17 protein-coding genes and 2 tRNA genes are annotated in these 21,033 nt (G+C 65.2%); 2 read left to right on the forward strand and 17 right to left on the reverse strand.

Annotated elements, in window-relative coordinates; genetic code table 11:
• Positions 1-5: 5 nt before the first annotated feature.
• A complete protein-coding gene (locus tag ACZLHH_RS16465) occupies positions 6-1,565 on the forward strand; it encodes a PepSY-associated TM helix domain-containing protein (RefSeq protein ID WP_049401220.1) in 1,560 nt (519 codons plus the stop codon).
• Positions 1,566-1,589: 24 nt separating this feature from the next.
• Here ACZLHH_RS16465 and ACZLHH_RS16470 read toward each other — a convergent pair whose 3' ends face one another.
• Both ACZLHH_RS16470 and ACZLHH_RS16475 read right to left on the reverse strand, forming a co-directional pair.
• A complete protein-coding gene (locus tag ACZLHH_RS16470; protein WP_180844534.1) occupies positions 1,590-1,991 on the reverse strand; it encodes a VOC family protein in 402 nt (133 codons plus the stop codon).
• Positions 1,992-2,081: 90 nt separating this feature from the next.
• Positions 2,082-3,272, reverse strand: a complete 1,191-nt coding sequence (locus tag ACZLHH_RS16475) for a glycoside hydrolase family 18 protein (RefSeq protein ID WP_180844535.1) — start codon at positions 3,270-3,272, stop codon at positions 2,082-2,084.
• A 222-nt stretch (positions 3,273-3,494) separates the two neighbouring features.
• Here ACZLHH_RS16475 and ACZLHH_RS16480 point away from each other — a divergent pair, with 222 nt between their 5' ends.
• Complete coding sequence (locus ACZLHH_RS16480; protein WP_258014071.1) at positions 3,495-4,481, forward strand: tetratricopeptide repeat protein; 987 nt, start codon at positions 3,495-3,497, stop codon at positions 4,479-4,481.
• Positions 4,482-4,615: 134 nt separating this feature from the next.
• Here the strand turns inward: ACZLHH_RS16480 and pnp are convergent, their stop codons facing one another.
• The 15 genes from pnp to nuoI all read right to left on the reverse strand — a co-directional run bounded on the left by pnp (position 4,616) and on the right by nuoI (position 21,031).
• Positions 4,616-6,724 (reverse strand): polyribonucleotide nucleotidyltransferase, encoded by a 2,109-nt coding sequence (gene pnp / locus ACZLHH_RS16485; RefSeq protein ID WP_032128652.1) that lies wholly within the window; start codon positions 6,722-6,724, stop codon positions 4,616-4,618.
• A gap of 151 nt (positions 6,725-6,875) precedes the next feature.
• Positions 6,876-7,136, reverse strand: a complete 261-nt coding sequence (gene rpsO / locus ACZLHH_RS16490) for a 30S ribosomal protein S15 (protein WP_005410445.1) — start codon at positions 7,134-7,136, stop codon at positions 6,876-6,878.
• Between the two features lie 172 nt (positions 7,137-7,308).
• Positions 7,309-8,217: a tRNA pseudouridine(55) synthase TruB gene (gene truB / locus ACZLHH_RS16495; RefSeq protein ID WP_180844537.1), complete on the reverse strand. Its 909-nt coding sequence runs from the start codon at positions 8,215-8,217 to the stop codon at positions 7,309-7,311.
• 107 nt (positions 8,218-8,324) lie between these two features.
• Positions 8,325-8,708: a 30S ribosome-binding factor RbfA gene (gene rbfA, locus ACZLHH_RS16500; protein WP_005410447.1), complete on the reverse strand. Its 384-nt coding sequence runs from the start codon at positions 8,706-8,708 to the stop codon at positions 8,325-8,327.
• A 125-nt stretch (positions 8,709-8,833) separates the two neighbouring features.
• Positions 8,834-11,479, reverse strand: a complete 2,646-nt coding sequence (infB, locus tag ACZLHH_RS16505; RefSeq protein ID WP_032128650.1) for a translation initiation factor IF-2 — start codon at positions 11,477-11,479, stop codon at positions 8,834-8,836.
• 92 nt (positions 11,480-11,571) lie between these two features.
• Positions 11,572-13,083, reverse strand: a complete 1,512-nt coding sequence (nusA, locus tag ACZLHH_RS16510; protein WP_005410449.1) for a transcription termination factor NusA — start codon at positions 13,081-13,083, stop codon at positions 11,572-11,574.
• A 4-nt stretch (positions 13,084-13,087) separates the two neighbouring features.
• Positions 13,088-13,678 (reverse strand): ribosome maturation factor RimP, encoded by a 591-nt coding sequence (rimP, locus tag ACZLHH_RS16515; protein ID WP_164080648.1) that lies wholly within the window; start codon positions 13,676-13,678, stop codon positions 13,088-13,090.
• A 356-nt stretch (positions 13,679-14,034) separates the two neighbouring features.
• Positions 14,035-14,111, reverse strand: a tRNA-Met gene (locus ACZLHH_RS16520).
• Between the two features lie 84 nt (positions 14,112-14,195).
• Positions 14,196-14,272: transfer RNA gene (locus ACZLHH_RS16525), tRNA-Met, on the reverse strand.
• 127 nt (positions 14,273-14,399) lie between these two features.
• On the reverse strand, positions 14,400-15,860 hold the full coding sequence (gene nuoN, locus ACZLHH_RS16530) for an NADH-quinone oxidoreductase subunit NuoN (protein WP_180844538.1): 1,461 nt from the start codon (positions 15,858-15,860) through the stop codon (positions 14,400-14,402).
• A 15-nt stretch (positions 15,861-15,875) separates the two neighbouring features.
• Positions 15,876-17,384, reverse strand: a complete 1,509-nt coding sequence (locus tag ACZLHH_RS16535; protein ID WP_005410452.1) for an NADH-quinone oxidoreductase subunit M — start codon at positions 17,382-17,384, stop codon at positions 15,876-15,878.
• Between the two features lie 23 nt (positions 17,385-17,407).
• Entirely contained in the window at positions 17,408-19,567 is a 2,160-nt protein-coding gene (nuoL, locus tag ACZLHH_RS16540) for an NADH-quinone oxidoreductase subunit L (protein ID WP_180844539.1), read from the reverse strand.
• A 7-nt stretch (positions 19,568-19,574) separates the two neighbouring features.
• Complete coding sequence (gene nuoK / locus ACZLHH_RS16545) at positions 19,575-19,880, reverse strand: NADH-quinone oxidoreductase subunit NuoK (RefSeq protein ID WP_005417921.1); 306 nt, start codon at positions 19,878-19,880, stop codon at positions 19,575-19,577.
• Positions 19,877-20,533 (reverse strand): NADH-quinone oxidoreductase subunit J, encoded by a 657-nt coding sequence (locus ACZLHH_RS16550; protein WP_032128645.1) that lies wholly within the window; start codon positions 20,531-20,533, stop codon positions 19,877-19,879. The genes nuoK and ACZLHH_RS16550 overlap by 4 nt, the downstream gene beginning before the upstream one ends.
• A 9-nt stretch (positions 20,534-20,542) precedes the next feature.
• The gene (gene nuoI, locus ACZLHH_RS16555; protein ID WP_006381128.1) at positions 20,543-21,031 is read right to left on the reverse strand and encodes an NADH-quinone oxidoreductase subunit NuoI; all 489 of its coding nucleotides are present in this window, start codon (positions 21,029-21,031) and stop codon (positions 20,543-20,545) included.
• Between the last annotated feature and the right edge of the window lie 2 nt (positions 21,032-21,033).

Genomic DNA, 21,033 nt, shown 5'->3' on the forward strand with positions numbered 1-21,033 from the left:
TTCCCATGAAGTTCAGTTCGCAGACGCTGCGCACGTTCACCACCCTGCACACCTGGGTCGGCCTGGTTGCCGGCTTCGGCCTGTTCGTGGCCTTCTACGCGGGTGCGCTGACCCTGTTCCACCACGACCTGCCGCTGTGGCAGACGCCCGGTGCAGCCACCGCACTCCCCGCCGGCCTGGACGACGCGCAGTACCTGCTGGAAGACGTGCTTGCCGCGCATCCGGAAGCGCGCCGCCACGTCGGCATGACCTTCCCCGGCACCGAACACCCGCAGCCACTGGCCTACTGGCAGGCCGATGACGGCAGCTGGCGCTACGCCTGGCCGGGACAGATCGCCGGCAGCCCGACGCCGCCACAGACCGGGCTGGCCGAACTGGTCAACGAACTGCATTACAGCCTCGGCCTGCCGGTGGCCGGCATCTACGTGATGGGCATCGTCAGCCTGCTGTATGGCATGGCACTGCTCAGCGGCCTGGTGATCCACCTGCCAAAGCTGTTCGGTGATCTGTTCGCACTGCGTCCGGGCCGCAACCTGAAACAACTGTGGCAGGACGCGCACAACGTGATCGGCGTGCTCAGCCTGCCCTTCCACCTGATGTTCGCGGTGACCGGCGCCCTGCTCTGCCTGGTGTTCGTGCAGATGGCCCTGCTCAACCCGCTGATCTACGACGGCAAGGCCCTGCAGGCGGTACCGACCGCAATGGACACCGCGCCTGTGCGCGACGCCAGCGGCATCCCGGCACCGCCGGGCAGCCTGCGCGTGCTGCATGCACGCGCGCTTGAAGTGGCCCGCGCACAGGGCGTGGCCAATTTCGAACCGGCCTACCTGAAGCTGGCCAACGCCGGCGATGCCAACGCCACCATCGAGATCACCGGCGAATCCACCGGCACGCTCGGCCCGCTCGGCGCGGTGGCACTGGACGTGGCCACCGGCAACGTTCTGGCCTCGCAGTTGCCCGGCCAGCGCGACGCCAACCACGCCACGCTAAGCGCGGCCTATGCCCTGCACTTCGGCGAGTTCGGCAACGGTGTGGTGGTCTGGCTGTACTTCCTGCTCGGCCTTGGCGGTGCCTTCCTGTTCTACTCCGGCAACCTGTTGTGGATCGAATCGCGGCGCAAGCGTCGCCAGCCACAGCAACCGCGTGCCGGGGTGAACATGGCACGGGCCACGGTCGGCGTCTGCATCGGGCTGTGCGTTGCGATTTCGGTGGCGTTCGTCACCGCACTGGTGCTGGAGCGGCTGGCACCGTCCGCGGTCGACCACGGCATCCGCTGGGCCTGCTTCGGCAGCTGGGCGGCCTGTGCGCTGTGGGCCGCGCTGCGACGCCCGGCGCAGGCGGCACGCGAACTGCTGTGGGCGGCGGCGATCAGCACCGCGCTGGTGCCGATCCTGCATGGCGCGCTCAATGGTGACTGGCTGTGGCGTGCTGCTGCGCGTGGCCACTGGCCGCTGTTCTGGGTCGATGCCATCGCGCTGGCCATGGCCTTCGGCTTCGCCCGCCTGGCTGTGGCCAGCCAACGCCGCGCCCGCAACGGCGATCCCAACAGCGTCTGGGCCAACTGAGCCGTCGCCGGGCATGACCCGGCGCTACCGAAGGTCCGCCGGATCCGGGTAACGACTCACTTCGATCAGGTTGCCATCAGGGTCGCGGAAGTACACCGATTCGATCGGCCCCAGCGCGCCAGTACGTGCCACCGGCCCCTCCTCCACTGCAACGGACTGCGCCTGCAGGTGGGCCAGCACATCGGGCGTCGCCGTGCGCGTGACCAGGCACAGATCGGCGCTGCCCGGCATGGGCCGCAGCGCATGCGGTTGCAGCGGGGCGCTGGCCGGATGCAGGTTGATCTTCTGCTGGCCGAACTGCAGTGCGGTACGACCGGCGCCGAAGCGCACGACCTGCATGCCGAGCACGCGCTGGTAGAAATCACAGCTGCGGTCGATGTCGGCGACGGTGAGGACCAGATGGTCCAGGCGTTCGAGATGGATCATGCCCGCAGCGTAGCGCTGCGGGCATGGACATGCTGTGCGGGGTCGGGCCGATGGCGTTGCGGCGTTGCGCCGGACATCGCCTGATGCAGCTCAATCGCCGATGCGTGCCTTCTGCCAGGGGCCCAGCATGGCGTTGAGCAGGCTGGCCTGTTCGTCGTCGCCGGTCAGCTCCCACATGAAGACGCCGGCCAGGCCCTGCTCGCGGGCGAACTGCGCACGCAGGCCGATCGAGCGCGGGTCTTCATAGCTGATGAAAACCTTCTGCTCGGCGTTGTACAGCCACGGGCTCTGCGCCTGTGGTTGCCAGTGCTTCGTCCAGCCCGGCTGGTCGAGATAGCGCGCCTTGATCACGCGCCAGTCGCCGGCATCGGCCGGTGCACTGTAGGACTGGTACAGCCCATCCGGCGCATCGCCGGTGACCTTGAAGCCACGCCCGTAGAACGGCACACCCAGCACCAGCTTGTCGGCCGGCACACCGTGCTCGCGGTAGTACTGCACCGCACCGGCGACGTTGTTCCAGCGCCGCAGTTCCGGCGCCAGCGGATCGGTCGGCACTTCATGCAGGGGCGCATTGAACGTCGACACCGCCGAGAAGCCGGTGCCCATGTCGTAGCTCATCAGGTTGATGAAATCGAACACCTTGGCCAGCGCCGGCAGGTCATAGCTTGCGGCTGGATCGTAGGGGCCATCGGTCTGCAGGCGACCGGCGGCCAGTGCGGCGGTCAACAGCATCGGCTGCCCCGCCTTGCGGCCATGCGCATCAAGGGCCACGCGGAACGCCTGCGCGAGCCGGGTCAGATTGGCGCGGTCCTGCGGACGGTGTGCCAGCTCCTTCGGCCCGCCACTGACCGGGAACTCCCAGTCGATGTCCACGCCATCGAAACTGCCAGCATGACGATCGAAGAACAGCGCCATGCATGAGTCGACCAGGCGCTTGCGGCTGCCCTCGGTCAGCGCTGCATCGGAGAATCCACCTGCGCCCCAGCCACCGATCGAAATCAACGTGCGCAGATGCGGGTGCGCCTTCTTCAGCTCGGCCAGCGCCGCGAAGTTCTTCGGCGCTTCCGCACCGATCGTGCAGCGCCCGTCCTCGATGGTGGAGAACGCGTAGAACAGGTGGGTGAGGCGCTCGGCCGGAATGCTCGACACCGGGTAGCGCTCGGCCGAACCACCGGGGTAGTAGGCACCGAAGATCGGCGGCTGCGCGGGTGCCGCATGCACGGCAATGGGCAAGGCACCGGCAATCAGCACGGCAAGGGCAGCCACGGTCTGGCGGAACATGGGATCTCCCGGTTCGAAGGCGCAGCCACGTTAGCAAACGGATGGGGCTGTGGGACGGTTGTCGTGGCATGTCGTCCAGTGGACAAGTGCATCCCGCCGGATGACGACAACACGCCAGTCATGCAACGACCCTCATGCACTGCAGCAGGACACACGCCGACGCCGCCTTCGCGGGCTCGCGCATCGGCTAAGGTAGCCGCGGACCTTCAACCGCGCATGGACATGAGCACCGACCACGACAACCTCGACGACGGCGACCTGCTGGACGACGAAACCCTCGACGAATGCCAGGCCCTGGAGGCACGCGCCTACGCCGCCTTCCGAGAGGGCGACCTGCAGCAGGCGGTGGCGCTGTTCGGTGAGCTGATCGCACTCGCCCCCGAAGTACCGTACCTGCATTACATGCGCGGATTGGCGCACAAGTACCTGCGCGACTGGGCTGCCTCACTGCAGGACAACCTGCAATCGGAGCAGCTGCGCGGCGAGTTCGATGTCGCCACCGCCTGGAATGCCGGCATCGCGGCCACCGGCATGGGCAACTGGGCCGAAGCACGGCGCCAGTGGGCCCGCTGTGGCATCACCCTGCCCGAAGGCGAGGGCCCGATCGAGGGCCACTTCGGCGTGGCCTGCGTGCGCCTGGCGCCATGGTCCGACGCCGAGGTGGTGTACATGAGCCGCATTGATCCGGTGCGTGCACGCATCGACAACGTACCGCTGCCCGAAAGCGGCTTCCGCTTCGGCGACATCGTGCTGCACGACGGCGCATCAACCGGCCATCGCACCTACGGCGAGCGCCAGGTGCCGGTGTTCAATGCCATGCAGCGCCTGCAGGCATCGGACATGGCGACCTTCACCGTGTTCGTGCAGTGCGATTCGGCCGATGACATCGCTGCCCTGGAAGCCATCACCCTGCCTGGCATCGGCATGGTCGAGGACTGGACGGCCACCGTGCGCCGGCTGTGCCGCCGCTGCAGCTACGGCACGCCGCACCAGCATGGTGACGAGGCGCCAGATGAAGACCAATGGAGACGCGAACGTGACCTCGGCGTGGCCGCACAGAGCCGGGCTGCGGTGGAAAAGCTCATGGCGGTGTGGGTCGCTACAGCCCCCGGCCGGGTGCTGGAGGCCATCGAACAGCGCGAGCACCCGATGGGCGACCCGGAGCCAGGCCAGGTCTGGTGGCTGGGGGAGGACGAAGAAGACGCGTAAGTGCAAGGACCAACGGTCCTCATCCACAGGATTCCAGGCAAAGAAAAAGCGGGCCGAAGCCCGCTTTTTCATTTCAGCGATTCCAGGAGCGTGTCAACCAAGGTTGACACCTACCGTAATCGACCGGAGGTCGATTACTCGGCGCTGACGGCGTCGCCTTCTTCCACGGCCTTCATCGACAGGCGGATACGGCCCTGCTTGTCGACTTCCAGCACCTTGACCTTGACCACATCGCCTTCCTTCAGCACGTCGCCGACCTTCTCGACGCGATCGCTGGAGATCTGCGACACGTGGACCAGACCGTCCTTGCCCGGCAGGATGGTGACGAACGCACCGAAGTCCATGATCTTGGCGACCTTGCCTTCGTAGATGCGGCCCGGCTCGACGTCCGAGGTGATCTGCTCGATGCGGGCCTTGGCGGCCTGGGCAGCGATGGCATTGACCGAAGCGATGACGATGGTGCCGTCATCCTGGATGTCGATCTGGGTGCCGGTTTCCTTGGTGATGGCCTGGATGGTCGAGCCACCCTTGCCAATCACTTCGCGGATCTTGTCCGGGTGGATCTTGATGGTCAGCAGGCGCGGCGCGTAGTCCGACAGCTCTTCACGCGGAGCGGTCAGGCCGTGGGCCATTTCGCCCAGGATGTGCAGACGGCCAGCCTTGGCCTGCTGCAGGGCCTGCTTCATGATCTCTTCGGTGATGCCTTCGATCTTGATGTCCATCTGCAGGGCGGAGATGCCCTCAGCGGTACCGGCCACCTTGAAGTCCATGTCGCCCAGGTGATCTTCGTCACCCAGGATGTCGGACAGGACGACGAAACGCTCGCCTTCCTTGACCAGGCCCATGGCGATACCGGCAACCGGCGCCTTCACCGGCACGCCGGCGTCCATCAGGGCCAGCGACGAACCGCAGACCGATGCCATCGACGAGGAACCGTTCGACTCGGTGATTTCCGAGACGACGCGGATGGTGTACGGGAAGGCTTCCAGCGACGGCATGACAGCCAGCACGCCGCGCTTGGCCAGGCGACCGTGGCCGATTTCGCGGCGCTTCGGGCCCATCATGCGGCCGCACTCACCCACCGAGAACGGAGGGAAGTTGTAGTGGAACAGGAAGTTTTCCTTGTACTCACCGGCAACGGCATCGATGACCTGGCCATCACGGGCGGTGCCCAGGGTGATGGTCACGATGGCCTGGGTTTCGCCGCGGGTGAACAGCGAGGAACCGTGGGTACGCGGCAGTACGCCGGTCTTCACGGCGATCGGGCGGACGGTGTCCAGCGCACGGCCGTCGATACGGACCTTGGTGTCCAGCACCGAGTCACGCATGGTGCGGTATTCCAGCTCGCCGAATTCCTTCGACAGCTCGGCCGGGTTCCAGCCTTCAGCGGCCACGCGGCCAGCCAGGGTTTCGACCACGTCCTTCTTGATCGCCGAGATGGCGTCGCGGCGCTGCAGCTTGTCGCGCACCTGGAAGGCTTCGCCCAGGCGCGGGCCGATGGCTTCCTTCAGGGCGGAGATCAGCGCGTCGTTCTTGGCCGGGGCTTCCCAGGTCGACGGCTTGGTGCCGGCTTCGACGGTCAGCTCGTTGATCGCGTTGATGACCTTCTGCATTTCGCGGTGACCGAAGGTCACGGCGCCCAGCATCACTTCTTCGGACAGCAGCGCGGCTTCGGATTCAACCATCAGCACGGCGTTGGAGGTACCGGCGACGACCAGCTCCAGCTGCGAGTCAGCCAGTTCGCTGACGGTCGGGTTCAGGATGTACTCACCGTTCTTGTAACCGACCTTGGCCGCGCCGATCGGACCCATGAAAGGGGTGCCAGCCAGGGCCAGGGCAGCCGAAGCACCGATCAGGGCCGGAATGTCACCGTCCACGTCCGGGTTCAGCGACATCACCGTGGCGATGATCTGCACTTCGTTCTTGTAGTCTTCCGGGAACAGCGGGCGGATCGGACGGTCGATCAGACGCGAGATCAGGGTTTCCTTCTCGGTCGCACGGCCTTCGCGCTTGAAGAAACCACCCGGGATGCGGCCGCCGGCGTAGAACTTTTCCTGATAATCGACGGTCAGCGGGAAGAAGTCCTGGCCTTCGCGCGCGCTCTTGGCGGCGACGGCGGTGACCAGCAGTACGGTGTCGTCCATCTTGACGATGACGGCGCCGCTGGCCTGACGGGCGACTTCGCCGGTCTCAAGCGTGACGGTGTGCTTGCCGTACTGGAAGGTTTTGGTGATTTTTGCCACGGAGGGTGTCCTTGGGGATGCTGTCTGCGAATTTGGACCGTCGGCGACCCTTGCCGCCAGCGGGTGGCCGGATCGTTCCGGCCTGAATCGGGGATTGCGGTGCTACAAAACAAAACCGCGGCGCATCGCTGCGCCGCGGGGGATTCGTTGCTTAGCGACGCAGGCCAAGCTTCTCGATCAGGGCCTTGTAACGCTCGACGTCCTTCTTCTTCAGGTAGTCGAGCAGGCTGCGACGGCGGTTGACCATCTGCAGCAGGCCGCGGCGGCTGTGGTGATCCTTCTTGTGGGTCTTGAAGTGGCCGGTCAGCAGTTCTATGCGGGCGGTCAGCAGTGCAACCTGGACTTCCGGGGAGCCGGTGTCAGCCGAGCTGCGCTTGTTGTCTTCAATGACCTTCTGGGTGTCGATCGACATTTCTTTTTCTCTGTGATGCGTGGCCGGCAGGAACGCGCTTCGCGCACCGCCAGGCTCGCCGTGGACTACGAGGATGAAACCTGCGAGAGGCAGGCTGCCGGAAAACGGCCGCGAAATTGTAACGGTCGGGGGCTCCCGGGACAAGGACCGGGGCTGAACCGGCAGGCCCCGGTCAGAGGTTGAAACGGCGCTGCGGGGCCAGCAGGCCACTGTCGTCGACCTGGCCGAGGCCCTGGACAGCATCGTCCGGACCGAACACGGCCACCAGGCCCCGCGGCCAGGACAGGTCGCGCTGGCGCTGGCCGACGCAGAACCGATGGGCCTGGTCGGCGTCCAGGTCGACCCGCGGGTATTCAGCCAGGCCGGCCGCCAGCGGCAGCAGCAACGCATCCATGCAGGCCTCGTCACCGGCCTCGACCATCGCCCGCAGCTGGTCCAGCGTGACCATGGCAGGCTCGCGGAACGGCTCGACCCAGAGCCGGCGCAACGCGCTGATGTGGGCACCGCAGCCCAGCGCCTCGCCCAGGTCGCGGGCCAGGCTGCGGATGTAGGTGCCGGAGCCGCAGGTCACGCGCAGCCGCAACCGCTCGGGCTGCTGCTCCAGCACCTCGATGGCATGCACCTGCACCTCACGCTCCGGCGCTTCGATGACGTCACCACGGCGGGCCTTCACATACAGCGGCTCACCGCCCTGCTTCAGCGCCGAATAGATCGGGGCACGCTGGCGGATGTTGCCGGTCAGCGCCGCCAGTGCGGCCTGCAGCGCTTCGGCACTGATGGCCGGCACCGGGCGCTGCAGCAGCACCTGGCCTTCGGCATCGTCGGTATCGGTGGTCTGGCCCAGCACGATCTCGGCGTCGTAGGCCTTGGCCGAGCCGAGCAACAGTCCGGCAATCTTGGTCGCCTCGCCGAAGCACAGCGGCAGCAGGCCGGTGGCCAGCGGATCGAGGCTGCCGGTATGGCCACCCTTTTCGGCACGGAACAGGCGACGGGCCACCTGCAGGGCGGCGTTGGAGCTCATGCCGGTCGACTTGTCGAGCAGCAGGATGCCATCCAGGCGGCGGAACTGAATTCGGGTCATGACAGGATTTTGTAGAGTCGAGCCATGCTCGACTGCTGCAGCGCGGTCTGCATCAGACATCGCGCAGCCGGAATGCAACAACGCCGGGCATGCCCGGCGTCGCGCGGTTATTCTTCGTCGCTCTCGCGACGCTTCTCAGCGGCCAACGTATCAGGCAGATCGCGCAGGATGTTGTCGATGTGCTCACCACGGTCGACCGAGTCGTCGTAGTGGAAATGCAGCTCCGGCACGTGGCGCAGCTTCATCGCACGGGCCAGGTCCATGCGCAGGCGATAGCCCAGCTCCTTCAGGCCGGCCACGGCTTCAGCCGAACGTTCCGGCATCAGCGCGGTGACAAATACCTTGGCATGAGCCATGTCGCGGGTGATTTCCACGTCGGACACGCTCACCGAGGGCAACCCGTGCTCGCGCACAGCGTTGTGCACCAGGGTGCCGAGTTCACGGCGCAGCTGGGCGGAGACACGGTCGGTTCGATGGAAAGTCTTGGGCACGCGGTCGGGCTCTCGATTCAAATGTGACCCGACCAAGGTCGGGTCCTACCAGGAGGAGCGGCCCGACCTTGATCGGGCCCCACCAGGGGGCGGACCGGCCCGTGAGGGCTGGTCCGTTGCAGCAATTACAGGGTGCGCGGCACTTCGATACGCTCGAAGCACTCGATCTGGTCACCCGGCTTGACGTCGTTGTAGGCCTTCACCGCGATACCGCACTCGGTACCGTTGCGGACTTCCTCGACGTTCTCCTTGAAGCGACGCAGCGATTCCAGCTCGCCCTCGAAGATCACCACGCTGTCGCGCAGCACGCGGATCGGCTTGTTGCGCTTGACCACGCCCTCGATGACCATCGAGCCGGCCACGGCGCCCAGCTTGGAGCTGCGGAAGACGTCGCGGACCTCGGCGATACCGATGATCTCTTCGCGGATCTCCACGCCCAGCAGACCGGAAGCCACCTGCTTCACCTGGTCGATCACGTCATAGATGATCGAGAAGTAACGCAGGTCCACGCCGTTGGATTCGATGATGCGACGGGCCGAAGCATCCGCACGCACGTTGAAGCCGATGACGGTGGCCTTCGAAGCGGCCGCCGAGTTGGCGTCCGATTCGGTGATGCCGCCCACGCCGGAGTGGATCACGTTGATGCGGATGTCTTCGTTGGACAGCGCGACCAGTGCCTGGCTCAGCGCCTGCACCGAACCCTGCACGTCGGCCTTGATGACCAGGTTGAGGACCTGCTGGCCCTCGCCCTTGCCCAGGGTCGCCATGATGTCTTCCATGCGGCTGCCGGCGGTGGCGACCAGGCGCGATTCACGGCGCTTGGTCTCACGCTGCTGGGCAACGTCCTTGGCCAGGCGCTCGTCCTCGACGACCACGAAGTCATCACCCGCTTCCGGCACGCCGGACAGGCCCAGGACCTGCACCGGGATGGACGGGCCGGCGAACTCCGGCTGCTTGCCGGTTTCGTCGAACAGCGCACGCACGCGGCCGTACTGGATGCCGCACACCAGGTAGTCGCCCTTCTTCAGGCGGCCCTGCTGCACCAGCACGGTGGCGACCGGGCCACGGCCCTTGTCCAGCGACGATTCGATCACCACGCCCGAAGCGCGGCCTTCGTCGACGGCCTTCAGTTCCAGCAGTTCGGCCTGGATCGAGATGGCGTCCAGCAGGTCGTCAATGCCCAGGCCGGTCTTGGCCGAGATCTCCACCATCTGGGTGTCACCACCGAAGTCTTCGGCCACGACCTGCTCGGACAGCAGTTCGTTCTTGACCCGCATCGGGTCGGCGTCGGACTTGTCGATCTTGTTGATCGCCACGATCAGCGGCACACCCGCCGAACGGGCGTGCTGGATCGCTTCCTTGGTCTGCGGCATGACGCCGTCATCGGCGGCCACGACCAGCACCACGATGTCGGTCAGCTTGGCGCCGCGCGCACGCATCGAGGTGAATGCCGCGTGGCCCGGGGTATCCAGGAAGCTGATCACGCCCTTCGGCGTATCCACGTGGTAGGCACCGATGTGCTGGGTGATGCCGCCGGCTTCGCCGGTGGCGACCTTGGTGCGGCGGATGTAATCCAGCAGCGAGGTCTTGCCGTGGTCGACGTGGCCCATGATGGTGACCACCGGCGGACGCTGGGTGGCTTCGCCCTGGTTTTCACCGGTCGAGGCCAGCAGCGCGTCTTCGGCGTCGTTGTCGTTGGCACGGATGGCCTTGTGGCCGAGTTCTTCGGTCACCAGCGCGGCGGTGTCATGGTCGATGGACTGGGTGATGGTGGCCATCACGCCCATCTTGAACAGCGCCTTGACCACCTCACCGCCCTTCAGCGCGAGCTTCTGCGCCAGGTCGGCCACGGTGATCGTGTCGCCGATCGCCACTTCACGCACCACCGGCGCGGTCGGACGCTCGAAGGCGTGCGGACCTGCATTGTTGCCACCGCGCGACATGTCGCGACGGCCACCGGCCTGGTTACGCCCGCCCGGACGACCACGGGTGTTGCTGTTGTTGCTGTTGCCACGACGCGCGCGGTCGGCAGCCGACAGGTGCATCTGGCCGGCGAAACGGTCGCCCGGGCCACGCTCGTTGCGCGGCGCGCTGCGGTTGTTGCGGTCGTCGTTGCGCGGCGGCGGCGGAGCGCTGCGCGGCGCAGCCGGAGCGGCGGCCGGAGCACGCGGCGGGCGCGGCGCGGTTTCATCGATCGGAGCGCGCTTGGGCTTGCTGGCAGCCAGAGCCTCGGCAGCCTTGGCGGCGGCCGCAGCTTCCTCGGCGGCCTTCTTCTCGGCCTCTGCGCGTTCCTTGGCCGCAACCTCTTCCTCACGGGCACGGACGATGGCTTCGTCGCGCAGACGATCCTTCTCGGCCAGGGCCTGCTGTTCGGCAAGGTTGCGCGCACGCGACTCTTCCAGCTTGCGCAGGATGTCGGCGCGCTCTTCGTCCGGGGTCATGGCGCGAGCACCATCCTTGACGTAGGTACGCTTCTGGCGCACCTCGACATTCACGGTCGTCTTGCTGCGACCGGAACTGACCGTCACTTCCTGCTGTTTCCGGCGGTTGAGCGTGATCTTCTTTGCAGACTGATCAGTTTCTTCCGGGGCCTGCTCGGGCTTGCCGTGCGAACGACGAAGGAAGCCCAGGAGCTTCACCTTCTCGGTGCTGGTCACGACCTGGTCGGGACCGCTGAACTTCATGCCGGCACCGGCCAGCTGTTCCAGCAGTTTTTCGACCGGCGTGTTGACCAGTTCGGCAAGCTTGCGGATGGTGGTTTGCTGCGACATTCGGATCCTATGATCTTGTGGGCGCCCCCCCGCATCTGGAGGTGGCGCGGATTCTACGCCCTGAGCGGCTCAGGGCCCTGTTCATTGCCGGCTCATTCGCCGCGTTCCAGTCGGGCGATCTCCTCGGCACGTGCGGCCAGGATCAGCGCAGCGGCGCGCGCCTGATCCAGCCCTTCGATGCCGAAGTCCATGACCTCGTCGGCGGCCAGATCGGACAGGTCCTCACTGGTGCGCACGCCGTGGCCGGCCAGCGCATACGCGGTGGCTTCGTCCATGCCCTTCAGGGACAGCAGGTCCTGCGCCGGCTGGCCGTCTTCAAGGCCTTCCTCGACTGCCAGGGCCTCATTGAGCAGCGCATCGCGGGCACGAGCGCGCAGCTCTTCGACGATGTCTTCGTCGAAACCTTCCACGGCCAGCAGTTCGCCGACCGGGACATATGCGATTTCCTCGACGGTGCCGAAGCCTTCGCTCACCAGGATGCCGGCGATTTCTTCGTCCACTTCCAGCTTGTCCATGAACAGCTGGCGGGCCGAAGCCTGCTCGGCCTCCGACTTGGCGGTGACCTGGTCCTGGGTCATCACGTTGAGCTGCCAGCCGGTCAGGCGGCTGGCCAGGCGCACGTTCTGGCCGCCCTTGCCGATCGCCTGGGCCAGGCGGTCTTCGGCAACGGCCAGGTCCATCGAATGCTTGTCTTCATCGACGATGATCGACTGCACTTCGGCCGGCGCCATCGCGTTGATGACGAAGTTGGCCGGGTTGTCGTTCCACAGCACGATGTCCACGCGCTCGCCATTGAGCTCGTTGGACACGGCCTGCACGCGCGAACCGCGCATGCCGATACAGGCACCGATCGGATCGGTGCGCTGGTCGTGGGCGAGCACGGCGATCTTGGCGCGGTCGCCCGGATCGCGGGCGCAGGCCTTGATTTCCACCAGGCCCTGGCCGACTTCCGGCACTTCCAGCTTGAACAGCTCGATCATGAATTCCGGGGCGGCGCGGCTGATGAACAGCTGCGGACCACGCGGTTCCGAACGGACTTCGGCCAAGTAGCCGCGCACGCGGTCACCGGCGCGCAGCACGTCGCGCGGAATGCCCTTGTCCTTCGGGATGAAGCCTTCGGCGTTGCCACCGAGGTCGACATAGATGTTGCCGCGCTCGGCGCGCTTGACCACGCCTGTGATCAGCTCACCCACGCGATCCTTCCACGCATCCACGACCTGCTGGCGCTCGGCTTCGCGCACGCGCTGGACGATGACCTGCTTGGCGGCCTGGGCGGCAATGCGGCCGAAGTCCGGGTTCTCGATCTGCTCTTCGATGTAGTCGCCGACGTCCACGCCTTCGGCTTCATCGACGGCGTCCATCAGGCGGATCTGGCGGTCCGGCGATTCCATGACCACGTCATCGGCCACCACTTCCCAGCGGCGGAAGGTTTCGTAGCTGCCATCCTTGTGGTCGATGACCACGCGGGTCAGCACTTCCTCGTCGGGATAGCGCTTCTTCGCTGCCGAGGCCAGGGCGGCCTCGATGGCATCGAAGATCACTTCACGCGGCACGCCCTTCTCGTTGGCGACTGCGTCGACTACCAGCAACAGTTCCTTGCTCATTGGCTCACTCCGCGCGCGGCTTCTTTGCCGCCGGCTCGTTGGAAGAAGAATTCTTGTTCGGCTTCGGACGCTTCGGTGCCGGACCGGTCGGCTTGCTCGGGGCCAGCCCCAGCGCCACCCAGTCGGGCATGATCCGTGCCTTGTCGATGTTGTCGGCCGACACGACCACTTCGGCCTTGTCGACGATGAAGGTGATGGCACCTGCGGTCTCGTCGATGGCTTCGATGCGGCCCTGCAGGCGGCGACGGTTGTCCTGCGGCAGCTTCAGCGTGACCTTGGCCATTTCGCCGAGGTGACGGCCGAACTGCTCCAGGTTGAACAGCGGACGATCGACGCCCGGCGAAGACACTTCCAGCGTGTAGTTGCCGCTGATCGGGTCTTCGACGTCCATCTGTGCCGACACTTCGCGGCTGACCCGCTCGCAGTCGTCGACATTGATGATGCGCTCGGGCTGTTCAGCCAGCGGCACGTCGATGTAAAGGCGCAGGGTCGCACCGCCGGGGGCCGGCAGATACTCAACGCCCAGCAGCTCCAGGCCCAGCGACACAACGGTCGGGGCGAGCAGATTCGCGATGTCGGTTGCCTTGTCGCTCACAGCCTGCCTTGATCTCTTGGTTGGGTGCCGGCCTTGGCCGGCATGGAAACATGACGCCCCGGAAACGACAAAGGGCCCGCTGGGCCCCTTTTCCGGAAAGACTCCGGTGACTGGATTCCGGTTGCAACCTGCAGTGCCTGCCGGTTGCGGCCCTCCTTCCGGGTCCGGACTCCCGCTGGGAGGCCGCCTTCAGGGGTATTGCTAGGCCGCTGATGATAGCGACTGCACCGCGCTGGTGCAAGGCTTGGACCCGCCTGAAACCGGCCGCTTCGCTCGCCGGGCATGGCCCGGCGGATCAACCAGAGCCGCAAAGAAAAACGCCCTCGAAGCAGGACTTCGAAGGCGATCTCTTTACTTGGTAGCGGGGGCAGGATTTGAACCTGCGACCTTCGGGTTATGAGCCCGACGAGCTGCCAGACTGCTCCACCCCGCATCAGGAGCGGAATTATGAGGCATAACTTCAAAACCTGCAAGCTTTTCCTCATTCATCGAACTGGTTGGCGCCGATTCGATGTGTTGGTAGCGGGGGCAGGATTTGAACCTGCGACCTTCGGGTTATGAGCCCGACGAGCTGCCAGACTGCTCCACCCCGCACCGGAAGTGTTTGAACTGCTGCCCTGCTCTTTCGAGGAGGGCTACCGCAACGATGTTCTGGCTGAACCGCTGCAGTGACAACTCAGGCTGCGCATATTACACGAATCGCGCAGCTTTGTGTCAACTTTTATGCAAGATGCGCAAATGCCTGCTGGCACCAGACCATGATCGGGTTCCATGCCAGGCCCAGCGCCAGCAGCGCCAGCGCGTTCACGCCCAGCACCAGGCCCAGCACGCGGTCGTTGCTGCGCGGCATGGCCTCGCCCACCGGCTCATCGAAGTACATGACCTTGATGACGCGCAGGTAGTAGAAGCAGCCGACCACGGCACACAGCACGCCGAGAATGGCCAGCCACAGCAGGCCACCGTTGACGGCCGCGCCCAGGACCGCCAGCTTGGTCCAGAAGCCCAGGAACGGCGGGATGCCAGCCAGCGACGCCATGATGCACAGCACCAGGCCGGCCATCCACGGATTGCGGGCATTGAGGCCCTTGAAGTCTTCGATGTTCTCGGCTTCGAAGCCGGCACGCGACAGCGCGATGATCGCGCCGAAGGCGGCGGTCGACATGATGGCGTAGGCCAGTGCGTAGAACAGTGCGGCGGCATAGCCCTGCGAGCCGCCACCGGCAATGCCCATCAGCAGGAAGCCGATGTGCGAGACGGTGGAAAACGCCAGCATGCGCTTGAGGTTGCTCTGCGCGATGGCCATCAGGTTGCCGATGACCAGCGAGACCGCGGCCAGGCCGGCGATCAGCAGCTGCAGTTCGGTCGACAGCGGGCCCACGCCCATTTCCAGCAGGCGGTAGGCCATGCCGAAGGCGGCCAGCTTCGGCGCCGAGCTGATGAACAGTGCGATCGGTGCCGGGGCACCCTGGTACACGTCCGGCAGCCACATGTGGAACGGCGCGGCACCCAGCTTGAAGGCGACGCCGGCGATCATGAACACCGCACCGGTGATCAGCAGCACGCGCTCTTCCGAGTGCGGGATGGCCTCGCGGATGACGTCCAGGTGGAGGCTGCCGGTGGCGCCGTAGATCAGCGACATGCCGTACAGCAGCAGGCCAGAAGCCAGCGAACCCAGCACGATGTACTTCATCGCCGCTTCCGAGGCCAGGCCGTTCTCACGGTTGCTGGCAACCAGCGCGTAGGAGCACAGCGCCAGCAGTTCCAGGCCCAGGTAGACCATCAGCAGGCTGCCCGCCGAGACCAGGATCATCATGCCGGCGGTGCCGAACAGGATCAGCACCGGGATCTCGCCCTGGAACAGGTTGCGGTCGCGCAGGTAGCGCCAGCCGTAGACCAGGGTCAGGCCGCTGAGCAGCACGATCCCGGTCTTCATCACGTCCGCGGCGGTATCGCGCACGAACATGCCATGGAAGACCTCGCCCTGCCCGCCCACGCCGGTGGCCAGCATGAACAGCACCACGGCCAGCGCAGCGAGCGAGAACAGGTGGGTGACGATCTTGCTCCGGTTGCTGACGAACAGGTCGAGGATCATCAGGGCGAAGGCGCTGCCGATCAGCACCAGCTCGGGAGCGAGCGGTGGCAGGTCAGCGGCGGTCAATGGCAGCAGCGGCGAGGTGGTCATCATCAAATCCTGGAATTACAGCAGCTTGCTGGATGCGATCTGCATCGCCAGCTTCGCGATCGAGGGCTCCATCAGGTCGGTCAGCGGCTTGGGGTAGATGCCCAGGGCTAGCACGCCGATGGCGAACACGCCCAGCACCAGCCATTCGCGGCCGTTGATGTCCTTCAGTTCGGCCACGTGGCTGTTGGCCACTTCGCCGAAGAAGATGCGCTTGTACAGCCACAGGGTGTAGGCGGCGCCGATGATCAGGGTGGTGGCCGCGCCCAGTGCGATCCACGGATTACGCTGGAAGGCCGACAGGATGACCATGAACTCGCCGACGAAACCGCTGGTGCCCGGCAGGCCCGCATTGGCCATAAAGAACAGCATGGCGAAGGTGGCGAACCACGGCATCACGTTGACCACGCCGCCGTAATCGGCGATGCGGCGGCTGTGCATGCGGTCGTACAGCACGCCGACACAGGAGAACATCGCACCGGACACGAAGCCGTGCGAGATCATCTGCACCATGGCGCCCTGCAGGCCCAGGCGGGCAGCATCGGCGTTGCCGGCTTCACGCACCAGCCACAGGGCGATGAAGGTGCCCAGGGTGACGAAGCCCATGTGCGCGATCGACGAATAGGCGATCAGCTTCTTCATGTCGTCCTGCACCAGGGCGACCAGGCCGACGTAGATCACCGCGATCAGCGACAGCGCGATCACCAGCCAGGCCCATTCCTGCGACGCGTCCGGGACGATCGGCAGGTTGAAGCGCAGGAAGCCGTAGCCACCGATCTTCAGGGCGATGGCGGCCAGGATCACCGAACCGGCGGTCGGCGCTTCCACGTGGGCGTCCGGCAGCCAGGTGTGGACCGGGAACATCGGCACCTTGACCGCGAAGGCGATCAGGAAGGCAAAGAAGATCCAGGTCTGTTCCTTGGCCGACAGCGGCAGCGCGTACAGGTCGGCCAGCTGGAAGCTGCCGCCCTTCATGTACAGGTAGATCAGCGCCACCAGCATCAGCACCGAGCCGAGGAAGGTGTACAGGAAGAACTTCAATGCTGCGTAGATGCGGCGCGGGCCACCCCAGACACCGATGATCAGGAACATCGGGATCAGCATGGCTTCGAAGAACACGTAGAACAGCATCGCGTCCGTCGCGGCGAAGATGCCGACGGTGACGCCTTCCAGGATCAGGAAGGCCGCCACGTACTGGTTGACGCGCTTGTCGATGGCGCTCCAGGCGCCGATCAGGGCAAGCACGCTGACCAGGGTGGTCAGCAGGATCAGCGCCACGGCAATGCCGTCCACGCCCAGGTTGTAGCCGATCTTGTACGCCGGGATCCAGGCATGGGTCTCGACGAACTGCAGGCCGTCGATGCCCGCGTTGTAGCCGCTCAGCAGCGAGAGGCTTGCAACGAAGGTGAGCACCGCGACGCCCAGCGACGCCCAGCGGGCAGTCTGTGCATCACGGATCGCAAGGATCAGGGCGCCACCGATGATCGGCAGCCAGATGAGGACACTGAGTAGAGGCCAGTTCGACACGTCTTCTTATTCCGTACAGGTCATCAACGCAGGTAATGCATCAGCACGCCCAGCAGGGCAATCAGGCCGATGATCATCGCGAAGGCGTAGTGATAGAGGAAACCGGATTGGGTACGACGCAGCACGCCGGCTGCAACGTCCACAACACGTGCCGAGAGATTGACCACGCCGTCGACGATGTTGCTGTCGATCCAGCGCGAGACCTTGCCCAGCTTGACGCTGCCACCGGCAAAGCCATCGATCCACAGCTTGTCGAAGCCGTACTTGTTTTCCAGCACCGAAACGATCGGGGCGAAGGTCTTGCGTGCCTTGCCCGAGAGGTCCGGCTTCCACAGGTAGAACAGCGCAGCCAGCAGGAAGCCCGCCAGGGTCAGCCAGAACGGCGGCAGCATCATGCCGTGCAGCGCGAACGCGACCGGGCCATGGAACTCTTCACCCAGGAACGCGACGGTGTTCTTGGCCGGATCGTAGAAGTCGACGATGCCGGTGAAGAACGTCTGCGCCTGGCCCTTGATCGCCTCGTACGCATGGTTGCCGGCCCAGTCGGTGCCGTGCAGCATGGGACCGATGCTGAAGAAACCGATGGCGATCGACGGGATGGCCAGCAGGATCAGCGGCAGGGTCACCACCCACGGGGTTTCATGCGGTTCATGCGGACCGTGGCCATGGCCGTGGTCGTCATGGGCATCGCCATGGTGGGCATCGGCGGCGTGGTGATCGTCATGGCCGTGGCCATGATCGTCGTGCGCGTCGCGGAAACGCTCCTTGCCGTGGAAGGTCATGAACAGCAGGCGGAAGCTGTAGAAGCTGGTCACCAGCACGCCACCCAGCACTGCCCAGTAGCCATAGGTGGCCACCCAGCTGTTCTGCATGTGGGCGTGGATCTCGGCCGCCTCGATGATGGTGTCCTTCGAGTAGAAGCCGGAGAAGAACGGCGTACCGACCAGGGCCAGGGTACCGATCCACATGGTGACGAAGGTGATCGGCATGTACTTGCGCAGGCCGCCCATCTTGCGCATGTCCTGCTCGTGGTGCATCGCGATGATGACCGAGCCGGCACCCAGGAACAGCAGCGCCTTGAAGAAGGCGTGGGTCATCAGGTGGAACACGGCGGCCGAGTAGGCGGACACGCCCAAGGCCACGGTCATGTAGCCCAGCTGCGACAGCGTGGAGTACGCGACGACGCGCTTGATGTCGTTCTGCACGATGCCGATCAGGCCGGTGAAGAACGCGGTGGTGGCACCGATGAACAGGATGAAGTTCAGCGCGGTCTGCGACAGCTCGAACAGCGGCGACATGCGGGTGACCATGAAGACACCGGCGGTCACCATCGTCGCGGCGTGGATCAGTGCCGAGATCGGGGTCGGGCCTTCCATCGAGTCCGGCAGCCACACGTGCAGCGGGACCTGGGCCGACTTGCCCATCGCACCGATGAACAGGCAGATGCAGATGACGGTGGCGATCGACCAGATCACCGGCTCGTTCAGCAGCTGCATGCCGAACATGGTGCCGTCCCAGATCTGCAGCTGGGCGCGCGGGTCAGCCAGCATGCCGGCCTGCGAGAACACCTGCGAGTAGTCCAGGGTGCCGAACACCCACAGCACGCCGGCGATACCGAGCAGGAAGCCGAAGTCACCAACGCGATTGACCAGGAACGCCTTCATGTTGGCGAAGATCGCAGTCGGGCGCTTGAACCAGAAGCCGATCAGCAGGTACGACACCAGGCCCACCGCTTCCCAGCCGAAGAACAGCTGCAGGAAGTTGTTGCTCATCACCAGGGTGAGCATCGAGAAGGTGAACAGCGAGATGTAGCTGAAGAACCGCTGGTAGCCCGGATCGTCCTGCATGTAGCCGATCGTGTAGATGTGGACCAGCAGCGACACGAAGGTCACCACCACCATCATCATCGCGGTCAGCTTGTCGACCATGAAACCGACGTGAGCCGAGTACTGGCCGACTTCGAAGAACGTGTAGATGTTCTGGTTGAACGGCTGCGCACCGCCCCACAGCAACTGGTAGAGCGTGTACATCGACAGGCCGCAGGCAACCGCGACGCCGAGGATGGTGATGGTCTGCGCGCCGAAGCGCTTGACCTGGCGACCGAACAGGCCGGCGATGATGCTGCCGAACAGCGGTGCAAGCACCACTGCGATCAACAGACTCTTGGAGAGAGTGATTTCCATCTGTGGATCAGCCCTTCAACGAATCGACTTCGCCGACATTGATCGTGCGGCGGGTACGGAACAGGGTCACCAGGATCGCCAGGCCGATGGCGGCTTCCGCGGCGGCGACGGTCAGGATGAAGAACACGAACAGCTGGCCGGACGGATCGCCCAGCTGACGCGAGAAGCCGACGAAGTTGATGTTCACCGACAGCAGCATCAGTTCGATCGACATCAGCAGGACGATGACGTTCTTCCGGTTGAGGAAGATGCCGGCCAGGCTGATGGCGAACAGCACCGCGCCCAGCGCAAGGATGTGGCCAAGGGTAATCACGGCTGGGTCTCCTCGCCGGCGGCCGGCTTGCTGTTGCTGTGCACGACCGGCGCTTCGGCGCCCATCTTGACCATGCGCAGGCGCTGGCCGGCCTTGACCATGGTCTGCTCGCCCGGGTTCTGGCTCTTCACGCCGGTTCGGCGGCGCAGGGTCAGCATCACGGCGGCAACCACGGCCACGGTCAGGATGACGGCGGCGAACTCGAACGGCAGCAGGTACTCGGTGAACAGCGTACGCGCCAGCCAGGTGACGTTGGAGCTGTCGGCAGCGACCGCGGCGGCGTTGTCGGCCGGGAACGGGTTGACCGCCCTGCCCTTCACGCCGATCAGGATCAGCATCTGCACCAGCATCGCCACGGCAACAATGAGACCGACCGGCAGGTAGCGGACCCAGCCCTCACGCAGCTTGGTGGGGTCGATGTCGAGCATCATCACCACGAACAGGAACAGCACCATCACCGCGCCGACGTAGACCAGCACCAGCGCCACGCCGAGGAACTCGGCGCCGACCAGCAGCCACACGCAGGCAATGGAGAAGAAGGTCAGCACCAGGCAGAGCACGGCGTGAACCGGGTTGCGCACGCTGATCACCGCACCGGCCGAAACCGTTGCCGCGATGGCGAACACCCAGAAAGCGATATTTACCCAATCCATCTCTCGACCTCAGCGGTAAGCGGCATCGGCGGCGCGACGCTCGGCGATCTCGGACTCGAGACGGTCGCCCAGGGCCAGCAGCTGCGGCTTGGTAACGATGTTTTCGCCACGATTCTCGAAGTGATACTCGAGGATGTGGGTTTCGACGATCGAGTCCACCGGGCAGCTTTCTTCGCAGAAGCCGCAGAAGATGCACTTGAACAGATCGATGTCATAGCGCGTGGTACGGCGGGTGCCGTCTTCGCGCTTGGCCGAGTCGATGGTGATGGCCAATGCAGGGCACACCGCTTCGCACAGCTTGCAGGCGATGCAGCGCTCTTCACCGTTGGGGTAACGGCGCAGGGCGTGCAGGCCACGGAAGCGCGGCGACTGCGGGAACTTCTCCATCGGGTACATCATCGTGTACTTGGGCTTGAAGCTGTACTTCAGCGTCAGCCAGAGGCCGCCCAGCAGTTCGAGCAGCAGCAGGCTCTTGAAGTAATGGGTAATCCTGTTCATCA

Source organism: Stenotrophomonas sp. 28608_Sma (assembly GCF_056486185.1).

Excerpts from the sequence above, each read along its gene's own strand:
- nuoI (WP_006381128.1), bottom strand. The coding sequence starts at position 21,031 with ATGAACAGGATTACCCATTACTTCAAGAGCCTGCTGCTGCTCGAACTG.
- infB (WP_032128650.1), bottom strand. The coding sequence starts at position 11,479 with ATGTCGCAGCAAACCACCATCCGCAAGCTTGCCGAACTGGTCAACACG.
- nuoN (WP_180844538.1), bottom strand. The coding sequence starts at position 15,860 with ATGACCACCTCGCCGCTGCTGCCATTGACCGCCGCTGACCTGCCACCG.
- nuoL (WP_180844539.1), bottom strand. The coding sequence starts at position 19,567 with ATGGAAATCACTCTCTCCAAGAGTCTGTTGATCGCAGTGGTGCTTGCA.
- ACZLHH_RS16475 (WP_180844535.1), bottom strand. The coding sequence starts at position 3,272 with ATGTTCCGCCAGACCGTGGCTGCCCTTGCCGTGCTGATTGCCGGTGCC.
- nusA (WP_005410449.1), bottom strand. The coding sequence starts at position 13,083 with ATGAGCAAGGAACTGTTGCTGGTAGTCGACGCAGTCGCCAACGAGAAG.
- ACZLHH_RS16550 (WP_032128645.1), bottom strand. The coding sequence starts at position 20,533 with ATGGATTGGGTAAATATCGCTTTCTGGGTGTTCGCCATCGCGGCAACG.
- ACZLHH_RS16480 (WP_258014071.1), top strand. The coding sequence starts at position 3,495 with ATGAGCACCGACCACGACAACCTCGACGACGGCGACCTGCTGGACGAC.
- ACZLHH_RS16465 (WP_049401220.1), top strand. The coding sequence starts at position 6 with ATGAAGTTCAGTTCGCAGACGCTGCGCACGTTCACCACCCTGCACACC.
- rpsO (WP_005410445.1), bottom strand. The coding sequence starts at position 7,136 with ATGTCGATCGACACCCAGAAGGTCATTGAAGACAACAAGCGCAGCTCG.
- truB (WP_180844537.1), bottom strand. The coding sequence starts at position 8,217 with ATGACCCGAATTCAGTTCCGCCGCCTGGATGGCATCCTGCTGCTCGAC.
- ACZLHH_RS16470 (WP_180844534.1), bottom strand. The coding sequence starts at position 1,991 with ATGATCCATCTCGAACGCCTGGACCATCTGGTCCTCACCGTCGCCGAC.